Here is a 20537-nt window from a genome sequence, read left to right on the forward strand (position 1 = left end):
TTTAATATATTCTCTATTCATAAGGAAAAATCCTTTTTCTTACAAGCAATTACATGCCGAAATAAAGTTTTTATATATATTCATGGACACTTCATCTGTCATGGATTCCGGATGCCATTGGACCCCTAGTACAAAGGAGTGATGTTTACTTTCTATCGCTTCAATTACCCCATCATTCGCTACTCCACTTATTTGAAATTCCTTTGGGACAGAGCGATTAGCTTGATGATGAAAACTATTTACTTTTATTTTTTTTTTATTCGTTATTTGATGAAGCAGAGAGGTTTTTCGCACGTTGACAAAATGTGACCCGTGATCACGTGGGGAGTTTTGGGTATGCTGCAGGACATGATCATTTATTTGTGCGTAAATATCTTGGTACATATCTCCACCTGCCGCAAGATTTATTATTTGGCTTCCTCTACATATGCCAAGAATCGGTTTATCCATGGATAGCATTTTCTTCGTTAATTCTATTTCAAAAAAATCACGTTCGGGGATAATTGTTCCAAGTTTTTGATGTGGTTCTTCCCCAAATAAGGTTGGATCAATATCATATCCGCCGGTTGCATATAATCCATCGATTCGTTTAGCAATTTGTTCAATATCTGTATTTTGTGATAAAAACGGAAGAATCACTGGAATACCACCAGCGTTTATTATTGCCTTTATGTTATCGTTTTTCGTCATATAATAAGAACGATCCACTTCCATCGAACATGTCACACCAATGAATGGTTTCAAATGGAATTCCTCCTTCCTATCGCTGATTCCATTATGATACTTACATTAAAGCATTGATCCTTTGGTGTATTTTATACAACTATTTATGAAATGTGTTTGCTTTTTAAAAACCGGAAACTCCACGATGGAATTTCCGGCTTAATCAGCAACACTATAATTTAAATTTACTCACAATCTTATTCAATTCATTGGATAAATCAACAAGATGTGTAGATCGATCGGCTGTTTCCTCGATGGATGCCGTAGTTTCTTCTGAGGCTGCAGAAACACCTTGTGCATTTGATGCCATAGATTCATTCGTCTGTTCTAGTCGTTTAACTTGTTGAATCATAGTTTCAGATGTTGTCGCTTCTTCATGTGTTAGTTCGGACAATCCGCTAATTTCCTCAGCAATATTCAGAACTGCAGTTTGAATATTTTCAAGAGCTTCTCCTGTTTCTATAACCGACTTTTCACCAGCTTCTACATTTTTATGATTATCCTCAATCGTTTCAACTGTACCGACAATATTAGAGGTAATCTTGGAAATGACCTTTTCAACTCCGGAAGCTTCCTTGTTTGACTGTTCCGCTAACTTTCTAATTTCATTAGCAACAACAGCGAATCCCCTGCCTTGTTCACCTGCTCGAGCAGCTTCAATGGCAGCATTTAACGCCAAAAGATTCGTCTGTTCGGCAATTCTTGTAATCGTTTCAGTAATTTGTTGAATCTCATTTGTATAGGCGTTTAATTCTTCTATTGCTTGTTTTGTATCAGAAGAAGAACGTTTAATCGTGTTTATTTGTTCTACAATTTCATTAACCTTCTGAATTCCTGTTTTCGCTGTTTCCATTGTGTATTCTGCACTTTTCACACTTACGTCTGCTTTTTCTCTTGATGATTGAATTAACTCGGCCAAATTCATTAATGAACTTGAAACATCTGTTGTCATGTCTGCCCCTTCTGAAGTACCAGCAGCAATTTCCTCCATGTTCTGAGAAACATGACTAAGCGCCATCTTTATCTCTTGCATGGATATAGAAGTGTCATTTGCATTACTAGATAAATTATGTGATGCCTCTTTTATCGTAACGATGATTTCTCTTAAATTATCAGACATATAATCTAAATTACGAGCTAGGTCACCAACTTCATCCTTGCTATTTACATTTACTTCTTTCTTCGTAATATCACCATTTGCGATTTTGTTGGTTTGTTCAATTAGACTTGAAATAGGTTTCGTTTTCTTTCTAATTATATAAATCGTAATAGCAGCTGCTAGCAATAGAGGAATCATTCCAACTAGAATGCCTTCTTTCACCACATCCCAAGTACGATCTGTAACAATATTCGCATCAAAATCTATGACACTAATAGCGACCAACTCTTTCGTAGAATCATGATCTTCAAAAATAGGAGCATATCCAGAAATTCTTTCAATCCCACCATATTCGTAAATCTCTGAATATGTAGAATGCTTCGTTTCCTTTAATGTTTTTATAGCTTCTTCATCCATTGGAAAGCTATCCCCAATTTGAAAGCCATCTGCTTTTAAATTGTCATCTAATGCTAGTATTTTACCATCTAAACTAAGAATATAATGACTTTCAAAAATATCCTTATGATCCACTGTCCAATTTAGCGTTTCACCAATTTCGTTGTTTCGATTTTCATTTTTCAAATCTTCAATATCATCTGTCGTCAAAAGTCCAGTTGTGATGTTCGCACAGCCATAAGCTTCAATTCCAGCTGCTTTGTAGAGACTGTTATAAGCAGTTCTATATGTAGTAAAACCATTAATAATAACAGTAGCTATAATGACACCTAGTATAATAATTCCTAAGTTCCATGTTAGCGATTTCCTTTTCATAGCTTACCACCCCCAACATATAATACCATAATATGACAAAAAGCACCGTGACTTTAGTCACAAAAAGAATAATAAAAAAGAGCTAGGACTTAAACAAAAAGTCCCAACTCTTTTTGAAATTTTCTAACTCCAGCACTTTTCTTCATTTAACTCAAGAAGATAAAGTACAAGACAAACACAACGAAAAGAAAGTACATGATTGGGTGGATTTCCTTCGCGCGTCCTTTTACAATCATGGTAATTGGATAGAAAATAAATCCAACCGCAATTCCTGTTGCGATACTATATGTTAATGGCATCATTAGAACAACAAAGAATGCAGGTACAGCAATCTCGAATTTATCCCATTCAATTTGTTTCAATTGATTTGCCATCATCACACCGACAATAATTAATGCTGGCGCCGTTACCTCCGTAGTGATAATCCCAAGTAATGGGGAAAAGAATAATGCTAATATAAAGAATCCTGCCGCTACGACTGCGGTGAATCCTGTTCTACCACCAACTCCAACTCCTGCTGTAGATTCAACAAAGGAGGTTGTTGTTGAAGTTCCAACGACAGATCCTACAACAGTCGCAGTTGAATCAGCAAATAACGCTTTGCCAGCACGTGGTAGTTTATTATCCTTCACTAATCCTGCTTGAGTCGCAACAGCCATTAATGTTCCCGCTGTATCGAAAAAGTCAACGAATAAGAAAGTTAAAATAACAACAAGCATTTCAATCGTAAAGATATCACCAAAATGAGTGAATGCTTGACCAAATGTAGGGGCTATACTTGGAACGGCACCTACAATATCACCGATCCCTCTTGGAATTGGAACTAAACCAAAGATCATTCCTACAATAGCCGTAATAATCATTCCATAAAATATTCCAGCGCGAATCCCTTTCGTTAAAAGAATAACAGAAACAACGAGCCCAAAAATAGTTAATAATACAGTTGGTGATGTGATGTCTCCAATAGCTAGAAACGTTGCTTCGTCAGCTACTACAATCCCTGATTTTGTTAGACCAATAAAAGCAATGAACAAACCAATACCGGCCCCAACAGCCATCTTCAAGTTATGAGGTATCGCGTTAATGATGATTTCACGAAGTCCTGTCAACGTTAAAACAATAAATATAAGTCCTGAAGCTAATACTCCTGATAATGCAGTTTCCCAAGGAATTCCATAACCTAAAACAACCGTATAAGCAAAAAATGCATTTAATCCCATTCCTGGCGCGAGAACTACCGGATACTTTGCAATAATCCCCATAAGTAAAGTACCAACTGCAGCTGCCACAGCAGTAGCCACAAAGACAGCACCCTGATCCATGCCCGCATCAGATAGCACCGACGGGTTAACAAATAATATATACGCCATCGCTAGAAATGTCGTTAATCCAGCTGTAAACTCAGTTCTATAACTAGTGCCAAGTTTATCAAATTGAAAGTACTCTTTCATTCCTTTTCCTCCTCATCGCTTTTTCAAAAATAAAAAACACCCATGTTACCAACAAGAGTGCTACGGCAGAAAAAAGGCAATGAAAGATCCTTTCATCCCAATATCTCTGCGTAGTCAAACTATTTACGGTAGTTTAGTAGAAACTCTTGGGCCATATCCCCGAGATTATACGCGTTTTTATTTAATTTACAGTATTATATTACTAATAACGTGGACTTATGTCAATAGAAGTCGAACGTTGTTTTTAAATATTAGTATATTGTTCGAATTTAAAAAAGCCAGCGAAGATATGCTTTTCACTGGTTTTCCTATGTTTATCTATCATTTTAACAATCAAATTAAAGTTTATTATACTCCTCATCCGACACTGCTTCTAACCATTCGTTAGAAGCACCTTCCGCTGGGACTTCAATGGCAAGATGTGTAAACCAGCTGTCTTTTGTTGCTCCATGCCAATGTTTTACTTCCGGTGCGATGTGTACAACATCGCCTGCTTTCAATTTTTGTGCAGGTTTTCCCCACTCTTGATAGTAACCTTCTCCAGCTGTGACAAGTAGGATTTGCCCACCTTTGTGGTGAATATGCCAATTATTTCGGCAAGCAGGTTCAAACGTTACATTTCCAACAGTCACCCCGGAAGTTGAAAGCATATTTAAGTAACTTTGTCCGATAAAATACTGTGCAAACTGTTCATTCTTTTCTCCGATTGGAAATATTGTATCGTGATTTTCATTACTCATATTATCTCTCCATTCTTTCATTTAAGATTGATAAGTCTTTTATTTATAATTAACTAGGTATCTTAACCAAACGCAGCCATCCTCTTTTGCTTCTACATCTTTTAATGAAAAACTTACCGGCGTATCATCGGATAAGCCTTCTTTTGTTTCAAAAAGTGATGGAGCATCGGCTGATCCATCTGCTGAAGGGCTGATTACGATGCTCACTTCATCACAAAGCCCCGCTTGGATAAATGACCAGTTAAGGACACCGCCGCCTCCTAACATCAAGTTATCAATATGAAATAACTCTTTTAGTTTTTGCACTACGACATTATAGTCAAGCTTATCTTTCCCAGCGATAATATAAGATATATTTAACTTTCGGAGCATTGCTTTATATTCATTGCTCGCCTTTTTTGTCAATACTTCCAAGACATGTGCTTTTGTATCTTGATATTTTAATACATTGCTTGTCCAGCCAAGTTTGCCAGAAGGATCCACAGATACATAGTATTTATCTAAGTCAGTATCTACGACAAAATCGCCTTCAGGAACAGTTGGTGCATCCTTGTCTAAATCAGGCTTTTGATACTTGGTAAAATTATCATCCGTTGTGGTACGTCCAGACAACCAACCTTGATGACGATAATGCGGATTTTCTCCAAAAGCAAGATCATAAAACAATTTCCCACTTTTTTTGCCTTCTGGGGTTCCCATAAATTTCCTGATTATTTTCCCATCAACGGATACTTCCATATGACAAAAGATGTAAGGTCTATTCATTCTACCTCTCCTCTTTATTCCAATTATTTTATCTTTTAATTATTCCCCATAAATTTCTTTCGCAATATTAAAAGCGGACCATGCTTTTGGCCATCCCGTATAAAAGGCTAAATGCGTAATTATTTCTGAGATTTCTTCTTTTGTTACGCCATTTTGTTTGGCAATCTTCATATGTGCTTCCAATTGCGGGAATGCGCCTTGCGTTAATAAACTGGAGCAGGTAATCATACTACGGTCACGAGGGGATAATTCTTTTTCTCTTGACCATACCTCTCCAAATAATACATCATCGTTCAGTTCTGCAAATTTGGGTGCGAATTCACCTAATTGATTACGACCGGCTGTTTGTTTTGCCATACTTTTTCCTCCTTCTTTTATGAAAAATATCTTTTTTTAACCAATATGTGATATCCAATGCATCACGGCCCTATCTGCCTTGGCAACCTTCGATCCATGAATAGCTAATCCTTGTTTGATAGTGGAGTTAGGGCAGCTTTCCCGCAAATCATCCATGCTAGTGCCTAATGCACTACCTTCATGCGTACAAAAAGGATATAGTATCTTTCCAGACAGATCATAATCTTCTAGAAAGCTGGCAATAACCATTGGATATGTTCCGCACCAATTAGGGTACCCAATAATGATTTCCTTAAATTTCGATAAATCAAAGGTCCCTAATTTGTATTTAGGTCTTGCTTGTTTTGCCTTTTCCGTTTTCGCACAATCTACCGTTTCCTGATAGTTCTCGGGGTATTCGTTTATAGGTGTAATTTCAATTGCATCCATATTTAATTGTGCTGCAATTTTATTTGCAATTATGGCGGTATTTCCCATATCCACACTACGGATTTCACCATTCATCATATTTTCATGCTTACGAGAAAAATATAGGACAATTGGCAATGAATCACCTGCTTCTTAAACATGTAATAATTTTTTCTATAAATATATGATACATCGCGATGTGTCGCCCGGCTAATGCTTATCGGAAAACAGGTTCATGCTTCAAAGGCATTCTTCATTCTCCGTATAAATTCATTGACTACCGGGGAAAAGGAACGATTCTTCTTCCATGCAACCACGCACTCTGTTTCAATTGTTGGATAGAGCGGAACAAAGGTAAGATTCTTAACATGTCGACTCATTACTGACCCTTCAATCGTTAATGCCGATCCCACTCTGTTTTCCACTAAAGAAAAAACATTAAATATCAGATTATAGGTTCCTACAATGTTCATCTGTTCAATAGAGACATTCATCCAATCCGCAATCATCTTCTGTACTTCTTTTCTTGCGGAACAAAGCAAAGGAACTCCAATCAAATCTTCCGGTACCATTTTCTTTTTCTGCGCTAAAAAAGATTCATTAGAAACCAAAAGACCCCATTTTTCCGTTCTGGGTAAGATAATTCGTTCATACTTGTCTGTCGGTATCGGTTCAAGTAGAACGGCAAGGTCAATCAATCCTTTATCTAACTTCTCTGTGATGTCATCGCTCGTCCCACTAAAGATATGAAAGATTACTTGTGGATAATCACGAACCATTTCTCCTAACATCATCGCTAACGTATCCGAGTTATCTGCCTCTACACAACCAATCGAAATATGTCCACTAAATAATTGTTTTTTCTGATCCATAAATGCTTGTTCTGTTTGATCGGTAAGCGAGAGAATCTCTTGTGCTCGATCTTTTAAAAAAACACCAGCTTCCGTCAAAGTCATTTGTTTATTTTCTCTATAAAATAGCTCCGTCCCCAGCTCCTCTTCCAACTCTCTTAATTGTCGACTTAAGGTAGGTTGGGTGATGTGCAAAAGTTCCGCAGCTCTGGAAATGCTTCCTTCTTCAGCAATTGTCCAAAAGTATCTTAGTACCCTTATTTCCATTGTCACTACTCCCTGATTTTCAATAATACCTGGATAAGTATGATACCTTACCATGTGATATGGTATCGTCTTGTCACTATACTACCTAGATTACGCTCTAAGACAAGTTCAATACGAAATAATCATCATGGAAACATTTATTAAAAAATTACCTCAAATAATAGAAAGAGCTCTAAAGTTTGGGGTACAACTCAATTCTGGATTGTACTTTAAAACATCAAACAAGAAAAAGCGCGTGAATAATTTTTCTATTCAAGCGCCCTCCTCCGTATTTTTATCATAAGCTGGTCTTTTCCCATTTTGAAGCTGGTTAATGCTATGACCAAAATCCATTTGCAGGTGAGCGTAGTCGGGAAAATTCCCCCAGTCACCGCCCCATTCAAATCCAAGATCCTTTGCAAGGTCAGCTACTTCCAGCCAATCTGATTTTCTATTGTTATTGCCGTCATATTGTGTATCCCAGGTGATCACGCCATTTTCTTGTCTTATGGCATAATCAATCGCAAGGCCATAGTTGTGATAAGATTCACCACCCCTTGCATTTGTTACAATATTACCGCTTGTCGTCCGCCCCTGTGCATATAATTCATTTTGCTCATCAATGGAGCGGGTTCCAACTGTAATAACTACATCTATATTTATAGCATCCGCCTGTTCCAGCAGTATATTTTTGTTTTTTTCAACTACTGGATGCAGTTCGCTTGAAATCGGCGCATCATCTCCCAAATCAATATATCTTTCATCCATTTTGTTGTTATAGGCAATCATTAGGGTAATTAGAACCGGGGTGACCATTATCCATGAAAGAAGTATATTTCTCAAGCGTTTCATGTAATTATTCCCCTCTTGAAAATTTGCTAACTATACTATATAGCTTAGAGTGCACTTTAGAGCAAATCAAATACAAAATGGGTGCTGTCTGTCAAAAAAGCACCCCGAACATTAGATTCAAATTCTAACATTTGAGGTGCTATCCACGTTAAAGATTATTTCACATCATAACCATAATCCATGGTCACGATGTTATTCATTCTATCCCAATTCTGGTAACTCTCTAGCGCTATGAAGAACACGGGCAACTTCCATCACATTATCCTTTATTCTATAAATTATCCGATAATTATTGAATACCTTCTCTTTAATTAATTCATTATTTAATTCGGGTACAATTCTACCTGAGTATGGGAATAAGGCCATTGTTTCAACAGAATCAATAATTCTAGATACAAATAATCTGGCATTCTCTTCGGAGTCCATGGAGATATAAGAAATGATATCCTCAAAAATCACTAACGGCTAATTTTGACCATCTTATTTCAGCCATTTAGCAAACTTTTCCTTCACTTCATCATGAGAATAATATTCTCCATCGTTAAGTTGGTTCAACCCTTTTTCAATCTTCTCTTTAACAGAAAGTTCCTTAATAATATCCTCTAAAGTTACATCATTAGGTAGGTCTTTAATAATTTTTATAACTTCTTCTTTTGTATTCATTCAACTACCTCCTAACTTTTATTCATAATTATAAACCAAAGCCGTTTCATTATCATTAGTTGACTAAAAGGTTTCATCTTATCTTATAATTAGTTATTAACGATTAATGTTCTAACTTAGGATTAAATATTACACCAGTTAGTGTTATTTTCTTCTCTTGTCTTACACAGGAAAAATCTTTATCGGATTCTTGATTCAGGCCGCGTGCAGGATGCTCCTAAAAAAGATGCAGTTCATCGATTCCTCAATAATCCCAGATACAACTGGCGAAAGTTTCTTACGTTGTTAAGTAGGAATGTGATCGTGACGAAACTTAGAGTGCACTTTAAAGCAAATTAAATCACAAAATAGGGGCGTAAAAAGGTTGCTGTTCTATCAAAAAAAGCAGTACGATACCATTTTAGGAGGTACTAGTTGTGGAGTTATTAAAATGTACATACGGTTACATAAATAACTTTTTAATTGAGGAAAAAATGAAAAATACTGGGTTACCATAATCAATACAGTGGTTTATTACATATTGCTTTCATCTTGTTTACCATCTTCTTTTAGAATAAACTCAATCGTTTCATCATCTTTCTTTTTATGCTCCTCTGTATACTCAGCCCAATGAATATTGCTCCACAAGCAGCGTCAATTATGCTGATCTTGAATAGTTCTTTTGTACAAATTGGGTTTGCACTAGGGTCAGGCCTAGGAGGTGTAGTAGTTAATTTAGCTGATATCCATTCGATTATTTGGGTCTCATTATTATCAGTATGTGTAGCTACAATTATAGGATTATTCTCCTTTAAGCAACCATCTAAAGTATCGAAAGAGAAGCAGCAGCAAGCACCTTTACGGTCGTGATTATATCTTACGTAAACGTTGGAAAGTAAAAATGAACGCTGTTTGATTTAAACCCCTTAAGTTGGACAATAAAAAGTCTAACTTAGGGGGTTTTTTAGTGGTGCTAGACCTGTTATGATAGTAGCTGTTTTAATCATAGCTTCGCATTTTCGTTTATATTTTGTTCTAATTTCTGTTTGGCTTGATAAATATTCATAAAACACCTATTTCTGTTTAAACTTTGCAAGGATTTTAGCTTCGGTTGGATTTTTTGGTCGAATACGTCCTCGATTCAAATTTTGCCGTTTTATTTGAGTGGTTATCCGATTAACAGTTTTTTTATATTGATTGGAATTCCGAAGAACTCTTGATTCAAGGTCTTTTAATGTTAGAGTGTTCATATTTACATCACTCTAACCTTTTTTATACCCTTTCATTAAAGAAAAAACTACTCATATTCAACTATAGTTAACCATTGACCATCTGGACCAATGGTTACATGAGGAACCTTATTTAATTCGAACATTTTATAAATGTCCAAATTCTTCTTGGTTAATTTACTTAATTGTTCTGATAAATCAGTCTCGGAAAAAATCAGATAATCCATTGTAGTGGATCGTAAATAAAATTCGAAAATATATCGTTTTTGACTGTCTTTTACATAACCCAGATAACCCATTTCCCTTGGAAAAACTCGTGGTAACGGAAATTTATTAACTTCAATAAAGTCAATCGAAAGTTCATTTAATAGTTCTTGTTCATATTCAGGAATAATCGCATAGATATAACAATCTTGCTCGTATAAGTTGTTGATTATCCTAATAAACTCCTGTTCATCAATTTTTTCATCGAGTAATATTTCCTTTTTTTCGGAATGCTTCTCATATCCAAATCACCCTTTTTTATAATTATACAATTAGACTCGAAATGTTTCCTTTAACTAAGAACCAGTTAACGCAATAATAAAACAATAAAATAGTAAATGTTTCATCTGTAATTAATATAACGTTATTGCACTATACTGCCCGTTAATTTAAGTGAAGCCCTACACAAATCATACTTTTATAATTACTCTTTAATTTTATTCCAGAAGAAAACACTATCCCAGGGAAAAGTCTAAACTCCCTATAAGATAGTGTTCATTGTCTTTCCTATATCACTCATCCACCGTAACTGTTAGGGTTTGCCTAATCACTTTCGAATCATTTTCAGTATCAACATAATCGCCTGCCAAATTCTGTCCACTTTCTCCATATGCTTCTGTGACAAGCGAACCATTATTACTATGGGATGGATCCATGGTAATAATAATTTCGTATTCAGTTAGATTTTTAATTCGACTGTCTTTTTCTGGATCCTCAATATATAGGACTGCGGAGCCATCCGGATTTATATAGCTATAGCCCTGTATTCCCGATGTAATGTAATTGGGAATGTGGGCCCTTGCTTGGATAAACGTTCCATCTATAATATTACTATTTAGTTTTACTACCACATAATCTTCTTGCTTCTCTATTTCTGGCTCCATCCATACTGCTGCTTCCCCATAATTATCCGGTATATCCCAGCTCGGTTCCGTAATTGCAAATGTCTGTTCACCTTCATCTAGTGTGACTGTTTTCTGGAAAGATGCTTTTTGATAGGTTTCGCCTGAATCCGTATAATTTCGTACAAAGCTTCCACTAAGCTCGTTTAAATAATGATTTTTTATTTCCTCACTCTGATTTGCAGGCTCAAATTTCACCTCAATATGTACTACTCCTTCCACTTTTTCTGGAAGACTCGATTCCAATTCAAATTCCCCGTTTTCTTTAACCAGTGTTTGATCACTTGTTCCAATTAATACTCCATCCTCTGAGTTAATGATAAGGATAAGTCTTGATTCAGGTAATAGATTTGTCGTTCCTTTGACGGAAACACCCTTATTTGCAACATGGATATCCCCTTCAAGCGCTACTTCCAAATCACCCTGGTCTTTTGGAGCTTGATTCACTTCAAAGGAAACTTCCTCCGCACTAGCTGTTGAATCTTCTTCAGTTTTTGATCCTGACTCTTCTTGTGTACTCGCATTGTTTTGATTTTCCGTTTCCCCTTGTTTTTCATCTTCACTGTTACCACATGCAGCTAAAAATAGAATCATTAGTGCTAAAAACATCATTAATAATCGGTTGCGCCTGACCACTAAACTGCCCCCTTAAATTTAGTGACATCCTCTCGGCATTAAAATACCGAGCTTCCAAAGTGGAAACCTCTTAAAAGGAGGCGGAAGCGGTTCACTAGGGTGGGAGCTTGTCTCACGACTGTTCCGTGTTACCCCGCCAAGCTTGTGCTACGTGCAATATTATTTGCAGCATTCAAATCAGCATGACACGTATAATTACATTTTACGCAGTGGAATTTAATACCATTGCGATTTTTCCTTTCTGCATGACCGCAACATCCGCAAATTTGGCCTGTTTGATAAGGGTTAATATCTACAACTGGGATATTGTATTTTGAAGCCTTTTCTTTGATGAACTGTTTTAATTGATAGAAAGACCACGAATGAATGGTTTTATCTGCTCTTTTATGCTACGGCATGTTTTTCGAATGTCATCTAATGCTTCTGTTTTTATAATTGGGTTATCAAATTGCAGGGCGAAATCCACTATACCTTTGGCTAATTTTCGGTTATAATCTTTCATCCATTGTCTTTCCTTTCTACCTATACGTTTTATGACGCGCAGCGCCTTTGCTTTACCTAACGAACGTCGTATGGAACGAAAATGACGTCGCATATAACCGACTTCTTTACCAGAGAAAAATTGTCTTTTACCACTAAGAGGTTCAGAAACGACCGCAATATGTCGCAACCCTAAGTCCACACCAATAGATGTATACTTTCGTCGTTTCATGTTTTCAAAGATGCGTTTATGTTTCTTTCCAAAGTCTAGTTCTGAACTTATTTGTATTGGAATCGCCACATACCAATGTTTCCCTTTACGTAACAATTCCATGGTTCCACGAAATCCTTTCCTTTTTTGCGTTAAAAATGGAAAAAACGTTTGTACATCTTTTGTTTCTACTACTGGTAGTGCCTTTTTCCCCATATTTGAGGTAAAGGCAATGTACCATCTTCCGTTTTTCTCTATGGAATTCCAATTTTGATTATTTATTTTCACACCAAGTGATTTTTTGAAAACTGGAATAGTAGTTGCTCGCCCCTTTTTATAATCAGAAATTGCCTTTTTCGCTCGACGAATAGCCTCATTTCTTATAGCGGATTTAAGGTTGAATGGTACGTTTTTTGAAGAAATTTTTTCTCCATTTTGTAGGCGTTCTACACAATGATTTACGCAATCAGAAAACTCCGTTTGCTCATATATAAATTGTTTATGCTTTTTCTTTGTTGGCTTTTTGAGTTTAACTAAGATAGTTTTCGTAGCCATTTTTTCACCTCCATATGGAATATTTTACCAAACATACGTTCGATTATCAACCTAAAAAGGCTTGCATAATAAAGTTGTTCAAAAAATAAACTTGGCATTCATCCCCTCATTAAAATAAGGGGCGTTCTGCCAAGCTCGTAAAAAAATAGAGTAGAAAATTCTACTCTTAACATTCCATTCATCATTTAGGCCTACTTAGCACAATGCAAGTGGCTCACTAACTCTTGGTTCTGGATAAACGGAATCTATTTTTGCAAGATCCTCTTCCGTAAGCTGAATATCTGCAGCTTTTACGTTATTGATAACATGTTCCGTATTACTAGATTGTGGAATGGCGATGGTCTGCCCATTACGAATACACCATGCTAATAGGAGTTGAAAAACATCTGCGTTATACTTTTTCGCAATATCTAGTAACACTTTTTGTTTCGTTAGATCGGCACCTAAACGATCTCCTCTTGCTACAGGGGCATATGCCATTAACGGTATATTATTTTCCTTCATCATAGGAACTAAATCAAAATCAATTCCACGATCTCCTAAATTATAACGGACTTGATTCGTGGCACAGTGAGGACCATTGGGTTGTTTTAGTAATTTCTTCATATCATTCACATCAAAATTTGAAACTCCCCAAGCTTTGATTTTCCCCTGCATTTTAGCTTTTTCCATTGCTTCTATTGTTTCTTCGATTGGAATACTGCTTTTCCAATGAAGGAGATAAAGATCTAAATAAACTTTTAGGAGAACATGAAGTTTCCATTAGAACCTTACGTAGAAACCAGTTTAACTAACAAAAAAACGAATGTTGCTTTTTCTTAACCGATAGAGATACCAACAGGAGTCATCTAAAAAATAAAAGGCTGTAAACCTTATCAATAGGGTTTATAGCCTTTATTCATATTAATACTTACATTTCTTCATCAAAAATGAAACCTCCGCACAATTTCATTCTTCATCGTTTTTTCCGAAAATAAGATCATCCCAATTAGCGTTAGCAGAGCATATAAGGCAGTTGCAGCACTTGGCCATAACACCGTTGACCAGGAGCTTAGAAAAAGAATGACAGGAAGAAAGCCTAAAATAACCATTGTTGTCATATACCCGATGTACTCTCGCCATTTCATTGGTTTTCTTAGTACAATAATGGTTACAAATAATGTAGCAAGCGAAACGAGAAAAGGAATAACGTAATGGATCGACCATTTTGAACTTCCAGATGCCGCATCCAAGATAAAAAGCATAATAGAAAGTGCGATAACTTGAAAAATGACTTTAGAACCAGTGTGGGCTTTAGAGAGTATGGTATGATTAATCAATAATAACCCATATAGTACGGGACCTAGCACATACAAGAACCATAATTGATTCGGTTTAGTTAATAAATTGATTAATAGGCTTGTACTAATAGCGAAAATAGCAATAAACAAGACGAGCCGCTGAACAAAGCGACGCCGTTGAACTTTGGTTTCATAGGCAGGATAATACGCGTTATGTTCCAATCCCTCAGAAAGTTTGTGTTTACATAACGGACAATATGGTTGTTGTGTATAGATATCGCAATTTGAGCAATAATGTTGCATTGATTTCACCTGCTGTCATTGGAGTATACTTCTATCTCCAAATTAAATGTCTTGGAAAGCTCTCTAAAGAATGTACGGATAATATCCACTTCTTGTATCATTCTTGCAAATGTGATGACAAGTTCATCCCCCACCGCGATCATCCCTGCGTTAATCGGGCTTTTCTTTGTCGGGTAGAGAACCATTTCCATATGAGATATATGTGATTCCATGGAGTCTGGAAGTCGTACTTTCCCCATATTTGTCAAGGTCATCGCTTTAGTGCGCTCACTAAAACTCCTGTAACCATAACGAATGGCATGGTATTTAATTGGGAGCGGAACAAATCTCGCGGTCAGTCTGGTTTGCCATTTCACCCGGTCGTTAATACTTTTCTGCAAGCTTTCCTTTTGTACTTTCTCACGTAATTGCTTCGATGTTTCTTCAATAATTTCTTCCAATGTCGTCTTCTCCGTTACAGACATACCTATATTGACAACACCAAAGAAATTGCGCAGAGTATTGGATGGGAAAAGACTCCGTAAGTTAACTGGGACGGCAATCTTTATTTCCTCTTTATATGCCCGATACCGTAATCTTTCTTTATAGATAGCTGCAATTAAAATGGCCGTGACAAAACCGGTGATGGTTGTTCCGTATTTTTTTGCAAGCTGGTGCACTTTGCTAGCGCTCATTTTTCCATGGACAGTAATAGTTTGATCGATGGAAGTGCCGCGAATCTGATAAGAAGACGTTTCTTTGAATTTCTCCGCTTTTTCATCTGTACCATAGTTTTGATAGCTATCGTCTCTTTCATAATAACTTGGCGGATTATGAATATCGATTAGTGTACTTTCATAAGCCACGTCTTCTCCGAGATAAGATAGATAATAATAAATAAGCGCTTTAATAAATTCCAAAGCACCTGTCCCATCTGTTACAGAATGGAAAAATTCCACAGCAATACGCTTTTTATAATAGGTAACACGTAATAAGAACCCATTTGTTTCTAACGGATCAATTGGTGCACATGGATATTGGCTTTCAAGCTGAACATAAAGCTTTTCATTATTTTCCACAAGAAAATCCCAGAAAACACCTTTACGAAGCTTTACGGCAAACAAAGGGAGGCGTTTGAGAACATCATCCAGCGCAAGTTGAAGTTTAGCTGGGTGTACTGTTTTCTTCATAATGGCAGCAACCCGGAAGACCGAAGAATTGGTTTGCTCCGATACAGCATGAAACAATTTCCCTGCATTATCAAGTTTGTACCATTCATCCATTGTTGAACACCTCAATACCTACTGTTTTTCTTGTACCCTATTTTACATCATATTTGCTCTCGATTCATCGTTCGTCCATTTTACTTATGTTTTTTATGATATTCACGATTTTCTTAGTCGCCCTTTTTGCCTCTGGAATCGGGAAAAGCACAAAGATATGATTCATTTTCGGATATTCAAAATAGTTCATTCTCACTCCTTGTGAGATAGCAATATCTCTGAACTTCCTTGCATCTGGTAAAAAAACTTCATGTGTCCCTATAAATAAAGTAATTTCCCCCAATCCATTTATCTTTCCGTTTATCGGACTAAGTAAATAATTATTTGGGTCAGTGCCACCTGCATACGCCTTCCCCATTTGAATCAAACCATAGATTCCTAACATTGGATCTTTATGCTCCAATTGATAAGCATCTGGATTTTTCATCGTAATATCAAGCCAAGGTGAAAATAAAATGATTTTTTTAGGTTGTGGTAGCCCTTTATCCAAAAGCAATTGTGCTAAGGCCAACGCAAATCCTCCGCCAGCAGAGTCACCCATCAAGATAACATTTTCCTTATCCGAGGTTTCTAAAATCGATTCATACACTGGAAGAACTTTATCAAAAGACTCTTTATACTGATGGTTGGGTGCTTTCGGATAAATGGGAACGTATATCGTAACGTCGGTTCCCTTTGCTAACTTCCAAAGAAAATTCCAATGATATAGCGATGGTTGTTTAATATACCCTCCGCCATGCAAATAGAGGATGGATTTTCCTGAAGTCTTTTTTTCTTCATTAAAGATGTAACACTCCATTCCACCAAAATGCTGTTTTACCATGCTGAACTTTCTCTGAATATATTTTGGTAATACATAGGGTTTCTCGTTTTCCCTTTGTTTTTCTTTAAGAAATTGAGCGTATAGTTTTTCATCGGTAAAGCTATCTTTATTACTGAATCGTTTGAGTAAACGTTCTGCAATCCAGCTTCGAATACTTCTCATAAGTTTCCTCCTGTTCGGGGTAGTACCATTTTTATAAAGTATTCTTACGCGAAAATAAATATCCGTCTGTTGGTTGCTTTATACTCTATACTAGCAGGAATTGTTTAGTTTTGTACAAAAAGGCACACGGACACATCAAAAAAGGGATATTGCTTTTGGGCAATATCCCTTTTTGGTGTCTTCTTTGGTGGTATAAATTCCCCATCAACTTTTCATTATTTTCCCCATGTATATCCTCTAAATGTTCCAAATGATCCAATCCCCAACTTCACATGGATACTAATAATGGTTTCAATCCAGTTTGCAAAAAAACTCCTCATAAGGGTTTTCACCATCACATGGAGCCAACAAATCATCCAATGTTGGCTTTCCCTTTGGTTTTAACTCAAATCCATTTTTCGTATCACGAATTTCCAACTCTGTACCTTTTACAATTCCGTATTTATCCGCCAATCTAAAAGGTATACGAATACTAATGCTGTTGCCCCATTGTTGTGCAGTAACGGTTATATACCCCACTGTCTGTTTGTTTGTCCGCATCATAGCACCTCCAAATAAAATGTAGACTTAAGTTTATAATTTTCAAATGAATCGATACATATCTTTTGATTGGAAAAGAAGAACACTCTGTAATAATTTTAAGATTTGCTGCTTAATCCAGTCCGCAAACCAATGCGAATGTATTATTGTACAATTTTTTAAACAAACTCAATTATCAAAAGGAAATCAAAGTGATATAATAGAATAAAATATTCATGGAGGTGAACATACAACATGAATACAGCTAAAGAACGTTTACTGAAAATTATTGATGAAGCACCTGAAAATGAAGTTAGAAAAATATTAGACTTTGCAGAGCAAATAAAAAATAAGAATGAAATAAGCTTATTTAAGGATTTATCAAAAGCCAGCGAGAGTAGTTTGGACTTCTGGGATAACGATATAGATGATGAGGTTTGGAATAATGTATAAGCAAGGTGACATTGTATTAATACCGGTTCCATTTACTGATTTAACGAGTAGAAAACAACGTCCAGTCTTAATTATTTCAAACGATAGCTACAATAATTTTACAGAAGATATTATTGTAGTTGCTATTACTTCAAAGTTAAAAGACCTTGATTATTCAGTAATAATAGATTCAGCGGACTTAACAGAAGGAATTCTTAAAATAACCTCAAGCATCAGGGCAGATAAAGTGTACACACTCGCAAAGAATATAGTTGTAAAAAAGTTTGGTCAAGTTAAACCTGAAATTTTAGAGGATGTTCGTACAAAAATTAATGTTCTTATAAATAATCTTGAGTAAGGTTTCCATAAGGACCTGGGAACAAGCTGGCTTTTCATTGAAGGAAGTCATTTTTTCCCAAATTCCCTTCTGCTCTTTTTAGTCCTTCTTTATTATAATTCTCTCTCGTAAATGTGACCACACCGACAAATTTTTCATATGGCGGAGGATTTTGAAAAGGACTTTCTTTAATAACTTCAATTAGCTTATCAAATTTTTCATGAAGATTTGCCCCTTTCAGTTTGGGTAAATCTTTTTTTCATCCTTTTTTATCTTTATAGCGTATCCCAATCAATCTCACCCAAGTCCTCTGTCTCTTCATATTCAAAGTGTTTCATTCGATCAAGAACCCCAGTGCTTTGCAAATAAAGTGTTTCCTGTATAGCATCCCAATTTCTTTTACTGACAAGAACAGCACCATCATCATTTTTTGTGCTAGTTATTTCAATCGGTGTATTATCATCATTCACTTGCTTAATCAATTGGTAAAGGTTTTTTCTTGCATTTGTTGGGTTGTACCTTAATACGACAATTCCCCTTTTCTTTTATAATTGATTACACTTCATATTATAGCGTAATGATTGATTTTTTTATAATATCGCCAGTAATGCCATCATATTCATGGTTTATCATCGTTTGTTCCAACTTTTATGCTCCAAAAATACAAAATACATATTATTACAGATGGCGCACCATTCTCTTTTTCAATCACCCTATTACTTTTGGCTAATAACGCATATTGAAACAAGCACCATTCATAACATATAATAATGTCAATTTTTCACAAGGAGGAAATAATGACCGATAACAAACAAAATCCTCAGCAAGAAAAGCGTATTCCTGTTCATCAACATAAACAATCGGATAATCCTGAACCATCCCATTCACAAACGGTTGGTAAGAACGGTCCCACACTGGAGCAAGATAATATTTTGCATGAAACACTTGAAACATTTATTCACGAGAAAATTGTGGAACGACCTGTACATGTGAAAGGATATGGTGCTTTCGGCCATTTCGAAACGTTGAATAGCATGAGTGAATACACAAAACTTCCCTTTCTTCAGCAGGCTGGGCAAACAGTTCCTGTCGCGGTTCGCTTTTCGCTTGGGACGGGCAATAAAGGCACTCCTGATACTTCGCGAAACTTACGTGGATTTTCAACGAAGTTCTATACAGATGCCGGAATTTTCGACCTTATTTGCAACCATATCCCGGTCTTTTTGTTGCGCGATCCTATGCGTTTTCCAGAGAGTATCAAAGCACTATCACCATCACCACGAAACAACTTAATGGACCCAGAACGGCTTTGGAGATTTGTCGCCAACACTCCAGAAACCACTCATTTTATCGTTCGCCTCTTTTCTGACCACGGCACAATCAAAAGCTTTCGGCGAATCCCCGGCCACAGCGTCAGTACGTACGTGTGGCGAAATTCGGAAGGAAAACGCCATTACATTAAATATCTTTGGTTTCCATTTGATGGTGTGGAATATATTACAAGCAAGGAGGCAGAAAGGCTGGCGGCGATCAACCCCGATTACGCCGGCGAAGATCTTTTCCAAACAATCGCGAATGGGAGAACGGTAGAATACGGGCTGTACGTACAAATGATGGATCCAAGGGATGAAGAACAGCTTCCATTCGATCCCCTTGATGACACAAAAGTGTGGGATGCAAAGATGTACCCTTTCCATCCTGTTGGGAAGATGGTGCTCAATCGCAATCCCGAAAACTATATGGAACAAGTGGAGAAGATTGCATTCTCACCTTCAAACTTATTAGATGGAGCGGAATTGTCCGATGATAAGATTATACAAGGCCGGGCGAATGTATATTGGGATTCTCAACGTTATCGTATCGGTCCACAATTTCGCAAGGTTCCAGTGAATGCGCAAAAGCATTGGCGACCAGGCGATTTGCAGACAAGTGGAGAAGGCAGATATGTAGAAGGGAAACTCGTGCGTTCGGATATTGCAAAACAAGATGATTTTTCACAAGCAGGAGATTTCTATCGGTCATTATCGCAAACAGGGAAATCTAACCTTGTCTCGAATCTTGTCACCGCAATGACGGGAATAAGACGGGAACTACAGGTCAAGGTGATCGAGTATCTTACTTTTGCTTCCCGTGACCTCGGCGAACGTGTATTGGATGGATTGCGAGAGTAAATGAATTGCTAAAGCCCATAATCATCAAGATTATGGGCTCTTCCTAAGTTACGGTTTCTAAAGTTT

At 36.6% G+C, this 20537-nt stretch carries 24 protein-coding genes, 1 pseudogene and 1 riboswitch; of the genes and pseudogenes, 4 read left to right on the forward strand and 21 right to left on the reverse strand.

The window, feature by feature from the left end:
* Window positions 1–39 precede the first annotated feature (39 nt).
* The 11 genes from KM885_RS11830 to KM885_RS11880 form a co-directional block, all read right to left on the reverse strand.
* Complete coding sequence (locus KM885_RS11830; protein WP_204797915.1) at window positions 40–744, reverse strand: gamma-glutamyl-gamma-aminobutyrate hydrolase family protein; 705 nt, start codon at window positions 742–744, stop codon at window positions 40–42.
* 151 nt (window positions 745–895) lie between these two features.
* Complete coding sequence (locus KM885_RS11835; protein WP_216884033.1) at window positions 896–2593, reverse strand: methyl-accepting chemotaxis protein; 1698 nt, start codon at window positions 2591–2593, stop codon at window positions 896–898.
* Between the two features lie 146 nt (window positions 2594–2739).
* Window positions 2740–4044: an NCS2 family permease gene (locus tag KM885_RS11840; protein WP_047185500.1), complete on the reverse strand. Its 1305-nt coding sequence runs from the start codon at window positions 4042–4044 to the stop codon at window positions 2740–2742.
* Window positions 4045–4135: 91 nt separating this feature from the next.
* Window positions 4136–4237: riboswitch (purine riboswitch) on the reverse strand.
* Window positions 4238–4382: 145 nt separating this feature from the next.
* Window positions 4383–4784, reverse strand: a complete 402-nt coding sequence (locus KM885_RS11845) for a cupin domain-containing protein (protein WP_047185501.1) — start codon at window positions 4782–4784, stop codon at window positions 4383–4385.
* A 39-nt stretch (window positions 4785–4823) separates the two neighbouring features.
* The gene (locus tag KM885_RS11850) at window positions 4824–5549 is read right to left on the reverse strand and encodes a dihydrofolate reductase family protein (protein WP_047185502.1); all 726 of its coding nucleotides are present in this window, start codon (window positions 5547–5549) and stop codon (window positions 4824–4826) included.
* 39 nt (window positions 5550–5588) lie between these two features.
* Window positions 5589–5906: a carboxymuconolactone decarboxylase family protein gene (locus KM885_RS11855; RefSeq protein ID WP_047185503.1), complete on the reverse strand. Its 318-nt coding sequence runs from the start codon at window positions 5904–5906 to the stop codon at window positions 5589–5591.
* 36 nt (window positions 5907–5942) lie between these two features.
* Complete coding sequence (locus KM885_RS11860) at window positions 5943–6452, reverse strand: flavodoxin (RefSeq protein WP_216884034.1); 510 nt, start codon at window positions 6450–6452, stop codon at window positions 5943–5945.
* A 95-nt stretch (window positions 6453–6547) separates the two neighbouring features.
* Window positions 6548–7432, reverse strand: a complete 885-nt coding sequence (locus tag KM885_RS11865) for a LysR family transcriptional regulator (RefSeq protein ID WP_216884035.1) — start codon at window positions 7430–7432, stop codon at window positions 6548–6550.
* Window positions 7433–7684: 252 nt separating this feature from the next.
* Window positions 7685–8263, reverse strand: coding sequence for a M15 family metallopeptidase (locus KM885_RS11870; protein WP_216884036.1), 579 nt, complete (start codon window positions 8261–8263; stop codon window positions 7685–7687).
* Window positions 8264–8464: 201 nt separating this feature from the next.
* The gene (locus tag KM885_RS11875; protein ID WP_047185507.1) at window positions 8465–8722 is read right to left on the reverse strand and encodes a type II toxin-antitoxin system RelE/ParE family toxin; all 258 of its coding nucleotides are present in this window, start codon (window positions 8720–8722) and stop codon (window positions 8465–8467) included.
* A gap of 21 nt (window positions 8723–8743) precedes the next feature.
* Window positions 8744–8926, reverse strand: coding sequence for a hypothetical protein (locus KM885_RS11880; protein WP_047185508.1), 183 nt, complete (start codon window positions 8924–8926; stop codon window positions 8744–8746).
* A 639-nt stretch (window positions 8927–9565) separates the two neighbouring features.
* Between KM885_RS11880 and KM885_RS11885 the strand changes: the two genes are divergently transcribed.
* Window positions 9566–9775 carry a hypothetical protein gene (locus tag KM885_RS11885; protein ID WP_060668756.1) on the forward strand — a complete coding sequence of 70 codons (210 nt, stop codon included), beginning with the start codon at window positions 9566–9568 and terminating at the stop codon, window positions 9773–9775.
* Between the two features lie 427 nt (window positions 9776–10202).
* On the opposite strand, the gene KM885_RS11890 is transcribed toward KM885_RS11885, so the two are convergent.
* The 9 genes and pseudogenes from KM885_RS11890 to KM885_RS11930 all read right to left on the reverse strand — a co-directional run bounded on the left by KM885_RS11890 (window position 10203) and on the right by KM885_RS11930 (window position 17552).
* Window positions 10203–10433, reverse strand: coding sequence for a hypothetical protein (locus tag KM885_RS11890; protein WP_047185509.1), 231 nt, complete (start codon window positions 10431–10433; stop codon window positions 10203–10205).
* Between the two features lie 477 nt (window positions 10434–10910).
* On the reverse strand, window positions 10911–11936 hold the full coding sequence (locus KM885_RS11895) for a hypothetical protein (RefSeq protein ID WP_128715712.1): 1026 nt from the start codon (window positions 11934–11936) through the stop codon (window positions 10911–10913).
* 128 nt (window positions 11937–12064) lie between these two features.
* Complete coding sequence (locus KM885_RS18275) at window positions 12065–12304, reverse strand: zinc ribbon domain-containing protein (RefSeq protein WP_084824086.1); 240 nt, start codon at window positions 12302–12304, stop codon at window positions 12065–12067.
* The gene (locus KM885_RS11905; RefSeq protein WP_216884037.1) at window positions 12277–13182 is read right to left on the reverse strand and encodes a hypothetical protein; all 906 of its coding nucleotides are present in this window, start codon (window positions 13180–13182) and stop codon (window positions 12277–12279) included. Before KM885_RS11905 ends, KM885_RS18275 begins: the two co-directional genes overlap by 28 nt.
* 195 nt (window positions 13183–13377) lie before the next feature.
* Window positions 13378–13905: pseudogene (locus tag KM885_RS11910) on the reverse strand (aldo/keto reductase); the annotation flags it as partial.
* 200 nt (window positions 13906–14105) lie between these two features.
* A complete protein-coding gene (locus tag KM885_RS11915) occupies window positions 14106–14765 on the reverse strand; it encodes a DUF6320 domain-containing protein (RefSeq protein WP_204797923.1) in 660 nt (219 codons plus the stop codon).
* A 5-nt stretch (window positions 14766–14770) separates the two neighbouring features.
* Entirely contained in the window at window positions 14771–16027 is a 1257-nt protein-coding gene (locus KM885_RS11920) for an acyltransferase (protein WP_204797924.1), read from the reverse strand.
* Between the two features lie 64 nt (window positions 16028–16091).
* A complete protein-coding gene (locus tag KM885_RS11925; protein ID WP_204797925.1) occupies window positions 16092–17012 on the reverse strand; it encodes an alpha/beta hydrolase fold domain-containing protein in 921 nt (306 codons plus the stop codon).
* A 291-nt stretch (window positions 17013–17303) separates the two neighbouring features.
* A complete protein-coding gene (locus tag KM885_RS11930) occupies window positions 17304–17552 on the reverse strand; it encodes an AbrB/MazE/SpoVT family DNA-binding domain-containing protein (RefSeq protein ID WP_052771731.1) in 249 nt (82 codons plus the stop codon).
* A gap of 234 nt (window positions 17553–17786) precedes the next feature.
* Here KM885_RS11930 and KM885_RS11935 point away from each other — a divergent pair, with 234 nt between their 5' ends.
* Together KM885_RS11935 and KM885_RS11940 are read left to right on the forward strand one after the other, a co-directional pair.
* Window positions 17787–17984 (forward strand): hypothetical protein, encoded by a 198-nt coding sequence (locus KM885_RS11935; protein WP_047185515.1) that lies wholly within the window; start codon window positions 17787–17789, stop codon window positions 17982–17984.
* Window positions 17977–18321 (forward strand): type II toxin-antitoxin system PemK/MazF family toxin, encoded by a 345-nt coding sequence (locus tag KM885_RS11940; protein ID WP_047185516.1) that lies wholly within the window; start codon window positions 17977–17979, stop codon window positions 18319–18321. Before KM885_RS11935 ends, KM885_RS11940 begins: the two co-directional genes overlap by 8 nt.
* A 254-nt stretch (window positions 18322–18575) precedes the next feature.
* Here the strand turns inward: KM885_RS11940 and KM885_RS11945 are convergent, their stop codons facing one another.
* A complete protein-coding gene (locus KM885_RS11945) occupies window positions 18576–18833 on the reverse strand; it encodes a type II toxin-antitoxin system prevent-host-death family antitoxin (RefSeq protein ID WP_204797958.1) in 258 nt (85 codons plus the stop codon).
* A gap of 264 nt (window positions 18834–19097) precedes the next feature.
* On the opposite strand from KM885_RS11945, the gene KM885_RS11950 reads away from it, so the two are divergent.
* Window positions 19098–20471 (forward strand): catalase, encoded by a 1374-nt coding sequence (locus KM885_RS11950; RefSeq protein WP_128715719.1) that lies wholly within the window; start codon window positions 19098–19100, stop codon window positions 20469–20471.
* Window positions 20472–20537: the final 66 nt, after the last annotated feature.

This window comes from Oceanobacillus caeni (assembly GCF_019037185.1).
GTDB lineage: Bacteria > Bacillota > Bacilli > Bacillales > Amphibacillaceae > Oceanobacillus > Oceanobacillus caeni.